This window comes from Mobilicoccus sp., from assembly GCF_032060985.1.
Taxonomy (GTDB): Bacteria; Actinomycetota; Actinomycetes; order Actinomycetales; family Dermatophilaceae; genus Mobilicoccus.
On record NZ_DAMBGD010000005.1, the window covers coordinates 12530 to 26129 of the forward strand.

The 13600-nt window shown below is 70.7% G+C and carries 12 protein-coding genes; 7 read left to right on the plus strand and 5 right to left on the minus strand.

Going from position 1 to position 13600, the window contains the following annotated elements; all coding sequences use genetic code 11:
- The first annotated feature begins 147 nt into the window (after positions 1-147).
- A complete protein-coding gene (locus RT054_RS05645; protein ID WP_313022523.1) occupies positions 148-522 on the plus strand; it encodes a twin-arginine translocase TatA/TatE family subunit in 375 nt (124 codons plus the stop codon).
- Between the two features lie 193 nt (positions 523-715).
- Here the strand turns inward: RT054_RS05645 and RT054_RS05650 are convergent, their stop codons facing one another.
- The 4 genes from RT054_RS05650 to RT054_RS05665 form a co-directional block, all read right to left on the minus strand.
- Positions 716-1846, minus strand: coding sequence for a P-loop NTPase (locus RT054_RS05650; RefSeq protein ID WP_313022524.1), 1131 nt, complete (start codon positions 1844-1846; stop codon positions 716-718).
- Between the two features lie 10 nt (positions 1847-1856).
- Positions 1857-2450 carry a DUF1003 domain-containing protein gene (locus RT054_RS05655; protein WP_313022526.1) on the minus strand — a complete coding sequence of 198 codons (594 nt, stop codon included), beginning with the start codon at positions 2448-2450 and terminating at the stop codon, positions 1857-1859.
- Positions 2443-3726: a magnesium transporter MgtE N-terminal domain-containing protein gene (locus tag RT054_RS05660; protein ID WP_312718876.1), complete on the minus strand. Its 1284-nt coding sequence runs from the start codon at positions 3724-3726 to the stop codon at positions 2443-2445. The genes RT054_RS05655 and RT054_RS05660 overlap by 8 nt, the downstream gene beginning before the upstream one ends.
- Positions 3727-3787: 61 nt before the next feature.
- The gene (locus tag RT054_RS05665) at positions 3788-4597 is read right to left on the minus strand and encodes a DedA family protein (protein WP_312718874.1); all 810 of its coding nucleotides are present in this window, start codon (positions 4595-4597) and stop codon (positions 3788-3790) included.
- A gap of 433 nt (positions 4598-5030) precedes the next feature.
- Between RT054_RS05665 and RT054_RS05670 the strand changes: the two genes are divergently transcribed.
- The 5 genes from RT054_RS05670 (at position 5031) to RT054_RS05690 (ending at position 10348) form a co-directional block, all read left to right on the plus strand.
- A complete protein-coding gene (locus RT054_RS05670; RefSeq protein WP_312718872.1) occupies positions 5031-6137 on the plus strand; it encodes a CoA ester lyase in 1107 nt (368 codons plus the stop codon).
- On the plus strand, positions 6137-7015 hold the full coding sequence (locus tag RT054_RS05675; RefSeq protein ID WP_313022527.1) for a CoA ester lyase: 879 nt from the start codon (positions 6137-6139) through the stop codon (positions 7013-7015). The genes RT054_RS05670 and RT054_RS05675 overlap by 1 nt, the downstream gene beginning before the upstream one ends.
- A gap of 296 nt (positions 7016-7311) precedes the next feature.
- Positions 7312-8214 carry a L,D-transpeptidase family protein gene (locus RT054_RS05680; protein WP_313022528.1) on the plus strand — a complete coding sequence of 301 codons (903 nt, stop codon included), beginning with the start codon at positions 7312-7314 and terminating at the stop codon, positions 8212-8214.
- A gap of 220 nt (positions 8215-8434) precedes the next feature.
- Entirely contained in the window at positions 8435-9631 is a 1197-nt protein-coding gene (locus RT054_RS05685) for an acyl-CoA dehydrogenase family protein (protein ID WP_312718867.1), read from the plus strand.
- A gap of 96 nt (positions 9632-9727) precedes the next feature.
- Positions 9728-10348: a general stress protein gene (locus RT054_RS05690; protein WP_312718866.1), complete on the plus strand. Its 621-nt coding sequence runs from the start codon at positions 9728-9730 to the stop codon at positions 10346-10348.
- 42 nt (positions 10349-10390) lie between these two features.
- Here RT054_RS05690 and RT054_RS05695 read toward each other — a convergent pair whose 3' ends face one another.
- Positions 10391-11905, minus strand: coding sequence for an aminopeptidase P family protein (locus tag RT054_RS05695; protein ID WP_313022529.1), 1515 nt, complete (start codon positions 11903-11905; stop codon positions 10391-10393).
- A 99-nt stretch (positions 11906-12004) separates the two neighbouring features.
- Between RT054_RS05695 and RT054_RS05700 the strand changes: the two genes are divergently transcribed.
- The gene (locus tag RT054_RS05700; protein ID WP_313022530.1) at positions 12005-13600 is read left to right on the plus strand and encodes a threonine/serine exporter family protein; all 1596 of its coding nucleotides are present in this window, start codon (positions 12005-12007) and stop codon (positions 13598-13600) included.

Consider the following 13600-nt stretch of genomic DNA (forward strand, 5'->3'; position numbering starts at 1 on the left):
TCGTGCGCCCCCTTCCGTCGTGGCGGGTGGGCCCGCGCAGGCGCCCACCGGTGCGGTGCGGTCGACGGCTGCGATGTTTAATGGCTGGGCGCTGTTTAATCGCTGTGCGCTCGGCCGGGCGCGAGGACGGGACGGAGGGCGACGCACGTGGGTGGACCGGAGTTCGTGGTCATCCTCATCCTGGCGTTCCTCCTCATCGGGCCGGAGCGCCTGCCGGAGGTGCTGGCCAAGGCTCGGCACTACATCCGTGAGGTCCGCAAGATGGCCGACGGCGCCCGCGACCAACTGCGCGAACAGATGGGGCCCGAGTTCGACGACATCGACTGGAAGGCCTACGACCCGCGCCAGTACGACCCGCGCCGGATCGTGCGTGAGGCCCTCATGGAGCCGGACGAGGCCGACACCCGCACCACCGGCGCTCCCGGCGACGAGGACGATCTCGCCGACGACGGGCCCCGTTACCGCCCACCTGCGGTCTTCGATCCGGCCCGACCGGTGCCGTTCGACTCCGACGCCACCTGAGCGACCGGTGCCCGGGGCGACCGACGCTCCGAGCGACGGGTGCGACGGGTGCGACGGGTGCGACGGGTGCGACGGGTGCGACGGGTGCCCGGTACGTCGAGAGATGGCGCCCCTGGCACGACACGACACCCCCGGCTCCCGCTGTCGAGCGGGCCGGGGGTGTCGTGTCGTCAGAGCGGGCGGGCGCCCGTGCTCAGCGCTGGGGCGTGAGGCCGAGCTTGCGACCCGCGAGACCGCGCGAACGGGTGGCGAGGCCCTTGGCGATGCCGCGGAGAGCGACACCGGAGGGGCCGTCGGGGTTGGAGAGGACGACGGGCTCACCCGCGTCGGAGCCCTCCCGCATCGTCACGTCGAGGGGGATCTGACCGAGGAGCGGGATGTCGGTACCGACGATGCGCGAGAGAGATTCCGAGACCGCCTTGCCGCCGCCGGAGCCGAAGATCTCCTGGCGGGTGCCGTCGGGCAGCTCGAGCCAGCTCATGTTCTCGATGACCCCGACGATGCGCTGGTGCGTCTGCGTCGCGATCGACCCGGCGCGCTCGGCGACCTCCGCAGCCGCCTGCTGCGGGGTGGTGACGACGATGATCTCCGCGCCCGGGATGAGCTGGGCCACCGAGATCGCGACGTCCCCGGTGCCGGGCGGCAGATCGAGGAGGAGAACGTCGAGGTCGCCCCAGAAGACGTCGGCGAGGAACTGGTTGAGTGCCCGGTGCAGCATCGGCCCGCGCCACACGACGGGGGAGTTGCCCGGCACGAACATGCCGACCGAGATGACCTTCACGCCCTTGGCCTCGGGCGGCATGATCATGTCGTCGACCTGCGTGGGCGGGTAGTCCACACCGATCATGCGCGGGACCGAGAAGCCGTAGATGTCGGCGTCGACGACACCGACGCGCAGTCCCTGCTCGGCGAGCGCGACGGCGAGGTTCGTCGTCACCGACGACTTGCCGACGCCGCCCTTGCCCGAGGCCACCGCGTACACCCGGGTGAGGGAGTTCGGCTTGGCGAAGGGGATCTCGCGTTCGGCCTGACCGCCACGCAGGTGCTGCTTGAGCGCGGCGCGCTGCTCGTCGTTCATCACACCGAGGGTGACCTCGACGTCGGTGACCCCGTCGACGGTGCGCAGGGCCTTGTCGGTGTCACGCGACAGGGTGTCCTTGAGCGGGCAGGCGGCGACCGTGAGGAGGATCGTCACGGCGACGCGGCCGGCGTCGTCAACCGTGACCGTGTCCACCATGCCGAGCTCGGTGATGGGGCGGTGGATCTCGGGATCCTCGACGCCGGCGAGGGCCTGGAGGAGGACGTCCTGGGTGGGTGCAGACATGCCGCCCACTCTAGGCGGGGGGCAGGGTGCTCCTCACATCGGCCGGGGCGCCCGCGCGGCCCTTGCCCTTCTTCTTGCGCGGTCGGCGGTCGGTGTCCTCGGCCTCCTCGCCGCCCTGTTCGCGGCGCTCCTCCATCTCCTCGAGCAGTTCCCGCAGCTCGGAGCGCACGAAGTCGCGGGTTGCGACCTCACGCAGCGCGATGCGCAGAGCCGCCACCTCACGGGTGAGGTACTCGGTGTCGGCGAGGTTGCGTTCGTCGCGGGTGCGGTCCTGTTCGAGGGCGACACGGTCGCGGTCGTCCTGCCGGTTCTGCGCGAGGAGGATGAGGGGCGCGGCGTAGCTCGCCTGCAACGACAGGATGAGCGTGAGCAGGGTGTAGTTGAGCGACCGCGGGTCGAACTGTGCCGACTCGGGCATGTAGGTGTTCCAGACCAGCCACACGATGACGAAGATCGTCATGTAGATGAGGAACTGCGGGGTGCCCATGAACCGGGCGAACGCCTCGCTCACCCGCCCGAAGGCCTCGGGGTCCATGCGTGGGATGCGCAGGCCCCGGCGTCGGCGCTCGAAGGGCTGATCGAGACGCGTGCGGGGGTCAGCCATGGGTCACCTCGTGTCGGTCGTCGCGCCAGTCCTCCGGCAGCAGGTGGTCGAGGACGTCGTCGACGGTGACGGCGCCGAGGAGGTGACCGTCCTCGTCGGCGATGGGGAGGCTCACGAGGTTGTACGTCGCGAGCTCCCGGGTGACGGTTCCCACCGTGGCGTCCGGCAGCAGCGGCTCGACGTCGGTGTCGATGACGGAGCCCACGGCGAGGTGCGGGGGTTCGCGCAGGAGGCGCTGGATGTGGACGATTCCGAGGAACCGGCCGGTCGGGGTCTCCATGGGGGAGCGGCAGACGTACACCATCGCCGCGAGCGCCGGAGAGATCTCGGTCCGCCGTACCGAGGCGAGGGCCTCGGCGATCGTCGCCTCCGGCGGGAGGATGACGGGCTCGGTCGTCATGAGACCGCCCGCGGTGTCCTCGTCGTAGGTGAGCAGGCGCCGGATGTCCTCGGCCTCCTCGGGCTCCATGAGCTGCAGGTACCGCTCCTGCGCCTCGGGGCTGAGCTCGGAGAGCAGGTCGGCGGCGTCGTCGGGTTGCATCTCCTCGAGCACGTCCGCGGCGCGGTTCGACTCGAGCGCGGCGAGGATCTCGACCTGCTCGTCCTCGGGCAGCTCCTCGAGGACGTCGGCGAGCTTCTCGTCGTGCAGGCCGCCGGCGACCTGGATGCGCCGCTGCGGCGGCAGGTCGCGGATCATCTCGGCGAGGTCGGCGGCCTTGAGGTCGTCGAAGTTCTCCAGCCACAGGTCGGCGCGCTGATCGGCCTCCTGCTCCCGCAACCCGGTGACGTCGGCGACGTCGACGAGCGCGGTCTCGCCGCGGCGACGGGTGATCCGGAACCGGGAGGTCTTCTCGCGCGGGTCGGACTTGCGGACGAAGACCTTCTCCACCGACCACTCGCGGCCACGGACGCGCTCGATGGCGACGTCCTCGACCGTGGCCGCGTAGGGCTCCTCGTCGAGTTCACGCACGGTGACGGTGCGGTCGAGCAGTTCGGCGATGACCCGCACCTCGGTGGGGCGCTGCTCGAAGCGACGCATGTTGACGAGCCCGGTCGTGATGACCTGGCCGGCCTCCATGCTCGTCACCCGGGTGAGGGGGACGAAGACGCGACGTCGCCCGGCGACCTCGACGACGAGGCCCACGGCGAGGGGTTTGCGGCGGGTGGAGGAGAAGGTGACGACGACGTCACGGACCACGCCGACCTGATCGCCGAGGGGGTCGAACACGGCGAGGCCGGCCAGACGCGCAAGGAAGACCCGGGTGTTCTGACTCACGTCCGCAGAGTACAACCGGCACGTCAGGGGCCGTCCGCCCCGACCGCGCGCCGGACGGCGGTCAGCGGGCGACGGCCTGGGGCTCGCGGGCGCGGGGGGCGGGCGCGGGGTGGCGGGCGGTGTCACCGACCGCCGCCCGGGGCGAGGACGAGGGATCCGGCCCGAACGCGGACGACGACGTCGATCCGGCGGACGACGCCGATCCGGAGGAGTGCGGAGCCTCCTGCACGCGGCGCCGGGCACGGTGACGGGTCACGCGCATGAACGCGTACGCGGCCAGGCCGAGGACGACGAGGGCGATGACGGCGTACTGGAGGTACTCGAGGTAGTGCGCGACGAGACCGAAGCGCTCGCCGAGCGCGTAACCGGCAAGGATGAGCGCGCTGTTCCAGATCGCGCTCCCGCAGGCGGTGAGGGCGGTGAAGCGCAGCGCCGGGAGGCGCTCCAGGCCGGCCGGGATCGAGATGAGGCTGCGGACCATCGGGACGAGGCGCCCGAAGAAGATGGCCGCGGAACCATGGCGGACGAAGAACTCCTCGGCCTTGAGCATGTCGGCGACGTCGACGAGCGGCATCCTCTCGAGGATGTGCAGCATGCGGTCGCGGCCGAGCGCGGCGCCGATGCCGTACAGCGCCCAGGCACCCAGCACCGAGCCGAGCGTGGCCCACACGATCGCGGCCGCGAGCGAGAGGGAGCCCTGGCTCGCGGCGAAACCGGCGAGTGGGAGGACGACCTCGCTCGGCACCGGCGGGAAGAGGTTCTCGAGGAAGACGAGCAGCCCGACGCCGGGCGAGCCGATCGCGTCCATCACCTGCACGACCCAGCCGGCGAGACCGTCGGTGGAGGGGGCAGCGGTGGTGGGCACGGTCATGGGCAGTCCTCATTTCTGTCGGTGTCGGGCTGTCTGGCGTGCTTCGGCGGTGACACGCACGGACGCGACGTCGCGTGCGGGGTGACCCTGCGCGCGGAGGCGGCGCACCGGTGCTCGGCTCATGGGTCGCGAGCATCCCCCTCCGGGATGACGTGCGGGCCTCGCGCAGAGTTCCCGGATCGGGGATCCGATCGAGAGGTGTGCTCCCGAACCCACCGTTCCGACGGGGGAGTACCCGGCGTGACGAGCGTCTCAGCGTGCGGCGGGGCTGCGTTCCGGCCCGCTGTTAGGCTCGAAAACGAGGCCGATTCCCCCGGGCCCGACACCACCTCGACAGCGGCGCCGGCCGCCGCGGGCGCGGGTGGCGGGCGCGGCCGCGAACGCCGGAGGGCACGCCCCAGCATCGCTACACGACGACGTGGAGGACACGCACATGCGCAGCGCCAAGGACTTCTTCACCCCGCTCGCGGTGGGGGCGCCCGCCCCCCTGCGGGAGATCCCCGCCAGGCCCTCCCGGGCCATCCACTTCTTCGACCCGAGCAACGCCAAGATGGCCGCGAAGATCCCCGGCATGGTCGGCACCGTCGACGTGCTGCTCGGCAACCTCGAGGACGCCGTCAAGGCCGAGAACAAGGAGAAGGCGCGCCTCGGTCTCGTCGAGATCGCCGGAGGCACCGACTTCGGTCCCACCCAGCTGTGGACCCGCCTCAACGCCCTCGACAGCCCCTGGTTCCTCGACGACGTCACAACGCTCGTCACCGAGATCGGCGACAAGCTCGACGTCGTCATGATCCCCAAGGTGCAGGGCGCCGAGGACATCCACTACGTCGACCGCATCCTCGCCCAGCTCGAGGCCAAGGCCGGCCTGCAGCGTCCGATCCTCGTCCACGCCATCCTCGAGACCGCGCGCGGTATGGCCAACGTCGAGGAGATCGCCGGCGCCTCCCCGCGCATGCAGGGCATCTCGCTCGGCCCGGCCGACCTCGCCGCCGACCGCCGCATGAAGACGACGCGCGTCGGTGGCGGCCACCCCGGCTACCTCGTGCGCGCCGACGCCGCCAAGACCGACGACGGCTACGACATCCACGGCGAGACCACCCCGCGCGCGATCTTCCAGCAGGATCTGTGGCACTACACGATCGCGCGCATGGTCGACGCCTGCGCGATGCACGGGATCTTCGCCTATTACGGCCCCTACGGTGACATCACCGACGTCGTCGGGTGCGAGGACCAGTTCCGCAACGCGTTCCTCCTCGGCTGCGTGGGCACGTGGACCCTGCACCCCAAGCAGATCGAGATCGCCCGCCGCGTGTTCAGCCCCGACCCCGCCGAGGTCGAGCACGCCTACGAGGTCGTCACCGCGATGGGCGACGGGACGGGCGCGGTCATGGTGGACGGCAAGATGGAGGACGACGCCTCCTGCAAGCAGTGCCAGGTCGTCGTCGACCTCGCCGAGGCGCTCTCGGAGATCGACCCCGAGCTCGGCGCGAAGTACGCCGAGGCCAAGAAGGCCGGCGTCGCGAAGGTGGAGGGCAAGTGATGACCGACTCGACGACGTTCCGCCCCCGCCGGTCGGTGCTCTACATGCCGTCCTCGAACGCCCGCGCGCTCGAGAAGGCCAAGTCCATCGCCTGCGACGGCATCATCTTCGACCTCGAGGACGCGGTCGCCCCCGACGCCAAGCCCGAGGCCCGCGGCTCCGCCTGCGCGGCCGTCGGCAGCGGCGAGTACGGGCGCCGCGAACTCATCATCCGCATCAACGGCATCGGCACCCCGTGGCACGATGACGACATGGCCGCGGCGTGCGCGGCCGGGCCCGACGCCATCGCCGTCCCCAAGGTGAACGACGCCGAGGAGGTCCGGCAGCTCGTCGCGGCGATGGAGAAGGCGGGCGCACCCGAGCGCACGACGCTGTGGGCCATGGTCGAGACCCCTGTCGCGATGCTCCGCTGCCAGGAGATCGCCGCCGCCAGTCCTCGCCTCTCGGTCCTCGTCATGGGCACGAACGACCTCGTCAAGGAGCTGTACGCCGAGCACGTCCCCGGTCGTCAGCCGCTGCTCGCCGGTCTCGGGCTCGCCCTTCTGGGTGCTCGTGCCGCGGGCAAGGCGATCCTCGACGGCGTCTACAACGACGTCAAGAACGCCGAGGGCTTCCTCGCCGAGTGCGAGCAGGGGCGCCAGATGGGCTTCGACGGCAAGACCCTCATCCACCCCGGTCAGGTGGAGGGCGCCAACCAGGCCTTCCGTCCCTCGCCGAGCGCGGTCGACGACGCCCGTGGCGTCCTCGCCGCATGGGAGGAGGGCAAGGGTTCCGGCGTCGTCACCTACAACGGCAAGATGATCGAGAACCTCCACGTCGAGTCCGCCCAGCGCACCCTCACGATGCACGAGGCGATCGAAGCGCTCGAACAGGCCTGATCAGAGGCGCGCCGCGCCGCGACGCGAGGCCCGCGCCACCGATGCCCCGACGGCCCCGACCACCCTCCCAGGGTGGCCGGGGCCGTCGCGTCCGGTGGGCGCTCGGCCGGACACGTGGACGCCCGTCATGCACCCGTGACCCCTCCGTGGGTGGGCCGTGATGCGGCTGTACTAAGTTGGACGCAAGACCTGATCCGTCACAGGCCGCCGAACACCGGGGATCCGCTGCCAGGGGGACGAGGTCGTGCCCACCCGAGGGGGGTGGGCGACGCGACGCTCCACAGGGGGAATTCCACATGTCTCGCCGTCTCATCGGTGCGGTGCTCGTCAGCACGGTGCTCGCCATGCCCGCCGCACCCGCCGTCGCCGCCGGTGCGCCCGCGGCCGCTCCTGCCGTCTCCACCTCCGCTCCCACGCCGAGGCCGACCCCGACCGCCACGAAGGCACCGGCGACGAAGGCACCGGCGACGAAGGCGCCGCCGAAGAAGACGGTCGTCAAGAAGACAACGACGAGGACGACCGCCAAGAAGGCGTCCCCCAAGAAGCCGGCGACGACGAAGACGACCGCCAAGAAGACCACCGCCAAGAAGACCACTGCCAAGAAGTCCACCGCCAAGAAGACCACGACCGTCCTGCGGCAGGGCGCCAAGGGCGCGGAGGTGGTCGCGTTGCAGAAGCGGCTGTCCTCCCTCGGTTACTGGACCGGGACCCCGAACGGCACCTACGGGTATTCGACGATGCAGGCCGTCATGGCGATCCAGAAGGTCGCCGGCCTCGGTCGTGACGGTGTCGCCGGTCCCTCGACGCGGGCGGCGATCGACCGTGGTGTCCGGCCGAGCGCCCGCACCAAGACGGGGAGGGCCGTGGAGATCGACCTCAAGCGTCAGGTGATCCTCTTCGTCGACGGTGGAACGGTCCGCATGGTGCTCAACACGAGCACCGGTACCAAGGCGACGCCGACTCCGACGGGGAGTTACCGGGTCACCTGGGGATACTCGAACGGGTGGCGCACCGCGCCGCTCGGCAAGTTGTACCGGCCCAAGTACTTCCACCGGGGTTACGCCGTCCACGGCGTCGCCGACGGCTTCGTCCCCGGCTACCCCGCCTCCCACGGCTGCGCGCGGGTGAGCACCGCGGCGATGGACATGCTGTGGAAGACGACGTGGCTGCGCAACGGTAACCGGGTCACCGTCTACTGACCTCCGCGTCGGCGGCTGAGACGGCCACGTCCGAGGCGGCCACACCCCGGCGGGTGTGGCCGCATCGCCGTCCCGGGAGGGGCGAGGGGCGTCTCTCGAACGGGAGGGCGACGGCAGGGGTCGCGGCGTGGGCGGACTCACAGGGCATCGCCCTCACCGCGGACTGGAGCGGACGGCATACTCGACGGCAGCGCCGACCAACGACGATCGAAAGGCAGCCATGTCACGCCTGCAGAAGACCGAGGGGCTCACCGAGGAACAGACCGAGCTGATCTCGCTCGTGCGGCAGTTCGTCGACGAGCAGATCATCCCCGTCGCCACCGAGCTCGAGCACGCCGACGAGTACCCCACGCAGATCGTCGAGTCGATGAAGGAGATGGGGATCTTCGGACTGATGATCCCCGAGGAGTACGGCGGCCTCGGCGAGTCGCTCCTCACCTACGCGCTGTGTGTCGAGGAGATCGCACGCGGTTGGATGAGCGTCTCCGGCATCATCAACACCCACTTCATCGTGGCGTACATGCTGCTCCAGCACGGCACCGAGGAGCAGAAGCAGAAGTACCTGCCCCGCATGGCCACCGGTGAGGTCCGCGGCGCGTTCTCGATGTCCGAGCCCGGCTGTGGCTCCGACGTCTCCGGCATCAAGTCCAAGGCCGTCAAGAACGGCGACGAGTGGACCATCAACGCGCAGAAGATGTGGCTGACCAACGGTGGCAGCTCGACGCTCGTCGCCGTCCTCGTCAAGACCGACACCGGCAGCGACTCGGTCTACAAGAACATGTCGACCTTCCTCGTCGAGAAGGAGCCGGGCTTCGGCAAGGTCGGCGAGGGTGTCACCATCCCCGGCAAGATCGAGAAGATGGGCTACAAGGGCGTCGACACGACCGAGCTCGTCCTCGAGGACTACAGGACGACCGACGCGGAGCTGCTCGGTGGAGAGCCCGGCAAGGGCTTCTACCAGATGATGGACGGCGTCGAGGTCGGCCGCGTCAACGTCGCGGCCCGCGCCTGCGGTGTCTCCCGTCGCGCCTTCGAGCTCGGCATCTCCTATGCCCAGCAGCGGGAGACGTTCGGCAAGAAGATCGCCGACCACCAGGCCATCATGTTCCGTCTCGCCGACATGGCCACCAAGGTCGAGGCCTGCCATCAGATGATGGTGCGCGCCGCCCGCCTCAAGGACTCCGGCAAGCGCAACGACGTCGAGGCCGGCATGGCCAAGTACCTCGCCGCCGAGTACTGCGCCGACGTCGTCGAGCAGAGCTTCCGCATCCACGGCGGGTACGGCTACTCCAAGGAGTACGAGATCGAGCGCCTCTACCGCGAGGCCCCGATGCTGCTCATCGGTGAGGGCACCGCGGAGATCCAGAAGATGATCATCGGCCGGGCGCTGCTCAAGGACTACAAGATCCGCAGCTGAGACGCGAAGAGGCGACCGACGGCCACGACACCGACGCGAGGGGCGATGCGCGAGCATCGTCCCTCGCCTCGCATGTGATGGGATGGGGACATGGGGATGCAACCTGGAATGCCTGGGCGCCTGCCGATGGCGGCGCTACAGCTGAGCAGCCCGCGGAGTCTCGCGGTCTACGACACCTACGACGACGCGCAGCGCGCCGTCGACTACCTGTCCGACCACGGCTTCGCCGTGCAGAACGTCATGATCGTCGGCACCGACCTCAAGCAGGTCGAGCGCGTGACCGGTCGCATGACGGCCTTCAAGGCGATCGGCAGCGGGGCGCTCAGCGGCATGTGGGTGGGCCTCATGGTGGGTCTGCTCATGTCGATCTTCGCCACCGGCGGTCGCGACACGCTCGGCACGGTGCTGTGGGCCGTCATCGCCGGTGCGTTCTTCCTCGCGGTGTGGGCGGGCACCGGCTACGCCCTCACCCAGGGCAAGCGCGACTTCACGTCGGTGAGCCAGGTGATCGCCACCCGGTACGAGATCCTCGTCGAGCACGCGACGTTCCACGACGCCGACCGCATCCTCCGCGGCCCTGGTCAGGCCTCCGCCCACGGTTCGCAACCCGGGGGCGGACACGGCGCCGACGGCGGCCCGCGCGGGGAGGGCCCCGCGACGTTCGGGCAGGGCGGCCCCGGTTCCGACGGCCCCGGCCCGGACGGCCGCCCCGCCTGATCGGCGGGGCGACCCGCCCGACCGGCGGGGCGGCCGGCCCGGTCAGGCGCCGGCGTCGAGGATCCGCGCCATCCACGTCTCGACGTCGTCGGCGCGGCTGGGGATCATCGCAGAGAGGTTCTCGCAGCCGTCCTCGGTGATGAGGATGTCGTCTTCGATGCGCACGCCGATCCCACGGAACTCCTCGGGCGCGAGCTGGTCGTCGGCCTTGAAGTACAGGCCCGGCTCCACCGTGAGCACCATGCCGGGGCGCAGCTCGGCGTCCATGTAGTCCTCACGAAGGGCCTGGGCGCAGTCGTGGACGTCCATGCCGAGGTGGTGACTCGTGCCGTGGACCATCCAGCGGCGGTGGTACTGGCCCGTGTCGGCGTCCAGGGTGGCCTCGACGTCGACGCCCTCGGGCAGCAGCCCCCACTCGTGCAGGTGCTCGGCGATCACGCGGATGGCGGCGGCGTGGACGTCCTTGAAGCGGTTGCCCGGACGGCAGGCGGCGATCCCGGCCTGCTGGGCGGCGTACACGGCCTCGTAGATGCGGCGCTGCACGTCCGAGAAGCGCCCCGAGATCGGCAGGGTGCGGGTGACGTCCGCGGTGAAGAGCGAGTCGACCTCGATGCCCGCGTCGAGCAGGAGCAGGTCGCCGTCGCGCAGGTCGCCGGTGTTGCGGATCCAGTGGAGCGTGTTCGCGTGGTCGCCCGCCGCGCAGATGGAGTCGTAGCCGACACCGTTGCCGTGGTGGCGCGCGTGGAGGCCGAAGACACCCTCGACCCAGCGCTCGCCACGGCCCCGCTTCTTGGCCTCGGGCAGGTCGGCGACGACGGCGTCGAACGCCCGCGCCGTCCCCTCGCAGGCGAGGCGCATCTGGTCCTTCTCCCAGTCGTCCTTGACCAGGCGCATCGTCGAACACGTGCGGGCGAGCTCGGCGTCGGCCTCGGCCGCGGCCGTGAGCTGGGCCTCGGTGGTGCCGAGACCGGACTCGGCGCGCACCTTCTCCACGAGCGCGGCGACATCGGCGTCGGCCTCGACGACGACGCGCAGCGCGACCTGTCCGGCGTCCTTGGCGAGGGCGTCGCCCAACTGATCGATGTGCCGCGTCTCCATGCCGAGCTCGGCCGCCATCGACTCGAGCGTCGGGCGCGACCCCACCCAGAACTCGCCGTAGCGGGAGTCGGCGAAGAACTCCTCGGAGTCCCGGGGCGCGAGGGGCCGGAAGTACAGGATGGGGTCGTGCCCGCCCTCCTCGGAGGGTTCGAGGACGAGGACCGCGTCGGGCTCGCGGTCGGCGCCGAGCCCCGTGAGGTGGGAGAACGCGGTGTGGGGGCGGAAGACGTAGTCGCAGTCGTTGCTGCGCACCTTGAGCCCGCCGGCGGGCATGACGAGCCGTTCGCCGGGGAATGCCTCGGACACGACGGCGCGACGCGCGGGCGTCCATCGCGCGACCTCGGCCTGCTCCGGGAGGTCGGTCGGACGGGGCGCCCACCCGGAGGCGATGAAGGTCTTGAACTGCTCGTTGTTCGGGCGGCTGCGGTGGTCGGGCTTCGTCGGCTGCTTCTCGCTCATCTCGCCATCCTCACACGGCGCGCACGGCCTCCACCGGCGGATCCCGGGCGCACGCGAGCGGGTTTGCCGGGCCTCGCGGCGATGGCCCACAGTGAGGACGTGACCGAGCAGTTCCCCACCGCCCCGCCCTCGTCGAAGTCTCAGGTCAACCCCGAGCTCGTCGGCGTCTCCGACGACCCGCCCAGCCAGGTGTTCGCGGTCGTCGACGAGGGGCTGCTCGACTCCGCCGTGAGGGATCGCGGGCCGGAGAAGCCGACGCAGCGCGCCCCCCAGGCCGCCTCGATCCTCCGGCTCGCCAAGAACGCGGTCCGTGCCGCCGATGCGCCCACGTGGGGACTCGACCTCAGCGAGATCACCGGCGGTATCGAGAAGGCCCGGTCGCGCGCCGTCATCGACCTCGCGATGCGGATCGCCGAGTCGACGCTGTCGACGGGCGCCTCGGCCGCGGACGTCACCTCCTACGTCCTCGCGGTCACCTCGGCCTACGGGTTGAGGGCCGTCCACGTCGACGTCACGTTCACCTCGGTCGCGGTCACCCACCACCGGGGCGCGTTCGAGGACCCCGTGACGATGATCCGCATCGTGCGCACCCGGGTGCCGGACTACGAGCGGCTCGCGGCCACGCATGAGCTCGTCCGGGAGATCACCGACGAGGGGTTGCCGCTGGAGGAGGCGCAGGAACGGTTCGTCTCGATCATGAAGCGGCCACACCTGTACCGCCGAGGGTTCATCACGTTCTCGTTCCTCCTCCTCGGTGGCGGAGTCGCCGCCCTCATCGGCGGGCACCTCTACGAGATCCTCTTCGCGGTCGTCATCTCCGGCATCGTCGACCGGGCGTTGTTGTGGGCGGGGCGCCGGCGCCTCGCCGCGTTCTTCTGCCAGATGCTCGGCGGTGCCATCCCGACCGCCGTCGCGATGGCGATCGTCGCCGCCCAGGGCTACGGGCTCCCGTTCGCCGACCAGATGAGACCCTCGGTGCTCGTCGCCACCGGCATCGTCGTTCTCCTCGCGGGCCTCTCGGTCGTCGGTGCGGCCCAGGACGCGATCGACGGCTATTACGTCACCGCCGGGGCGCGATCGTTCGAGGTCTTCACGCTGACGCTCGGCATCCTCGTGGGTGTCCTGTCGATCATCTCGGTGGCCTCATGGCTCGGCGTGCCCGCCTACATCCTGCCGAAGGGCGACCTCGCCGCGTCCTTCCTCGTGCAGCTCGTCGCCGTCGCCGTCATCGCCCTGTCGTTCGCGATCGGCTGCTACGCGGGCTCGCGCACGATCCTCGTGTCGGTCGCGATGGGTCTGCTCGGGTGGGCCACGTATGCCGCGCTCATGCGGTCCGGGCTCGGCGCGATCCCGGCGACGGCCCTCGCGTGTCTCGTCATCGGCTTCGTGTCGCAGCCCACCGCGTGGCTGTTCAAGGTGCCCTCGCTCGCGATCAGCACCTCGGGCATCGTCGCGTTCCTCCCCGGCGGCATGGTCTACCGCGGCCTGTACTACGTCGTCGAACCGACGCCGATCCTCACGCCCGCGGCCCACGGCCCGACCCTGCTCATGACGGCGGGGGCGACCGGACTCGCCATCGCCGGCGGCGTCAGCCTCGGGTCCTACTTCGGTCGCCAGGTGCCTCGCGGTCGTTCCCGCCGACAGAGCCGTGCGACGGCCGCCGCCCTGCGCCGAGGGGCTCGCGTCGCCGAGTGA

What these genes read in the sequence shown, in the direction of transcription:
- RT054_RS05650 (WP_313022524.1), bottom strand. Translation starts at nt 1,846, where the DNA reads ATGTCTGCACCCACCCAGGACGTCCTCCTCCAGGCCCTCGCCGGCGTC.
- RT054_RS05655 (WP_313022526.1), bottom strand. Translation starts at nt 2,450, where the DNA reads ATGGCTGACCCCCGCACGCGTCTCGATCAGCCCTTCGAGCGCCGACGC.
- RT054_RS05665 (WP_312718874.1), bottom strand. Translation starts at nt 4,597, where the DNA reads ATGACCGTGCCCACCACCGCTGCCCCCTCCACCGACGGTCTCGCCGGC.
- RT054_RS05670 (WP_312718872.1), top strand. Translation starts at nt 5,031, where the DNA reads ATGCGCAGCGCCAAGGACTTCTTCACCCCGCTCGCGGTGGGGGCGCCC.
- RT054_RS05675 (WP_313022527.1), top strand. Translation starts at nt 6,137, where the DNA reads ATGACCGACTCGACGACGTTCCGCCCCCGCCGGTCGGTGCTCTACATG.
- RT054_RS05680 (WP_313022528.1), top strand. Translation starts at nt 7,312, where the DNA reads ATGTCTCGCCGTCTCATCGGTGCGGTGCTCGTCAGCACGGTGCTCGCC.
- RT054_RS05685 (WP_312718867.1), top strand. Translation starts at nt 8,435, where the DNA reads ATGTCACGCCTGCAGAAGACCGAGGGGCTCACCGAGGAACAGACCGAG.
- RT054_RS05690 (WP_312718866.1), top strand. Translation starts at nt 9,728, where the DNA reads ATGCAACCTGGAATGCCTGGGCGCCTGCCGATGGCGGCGCTACAGCTG.
- RT054_RS05695 (WP_313022529.1), bottom strand. Translation starts at nt 11,905, where the DNA reads ATGAGCGAGAAGCAGCCGACGAAGCCCGACCACCGCAGCCGCCCGAAC.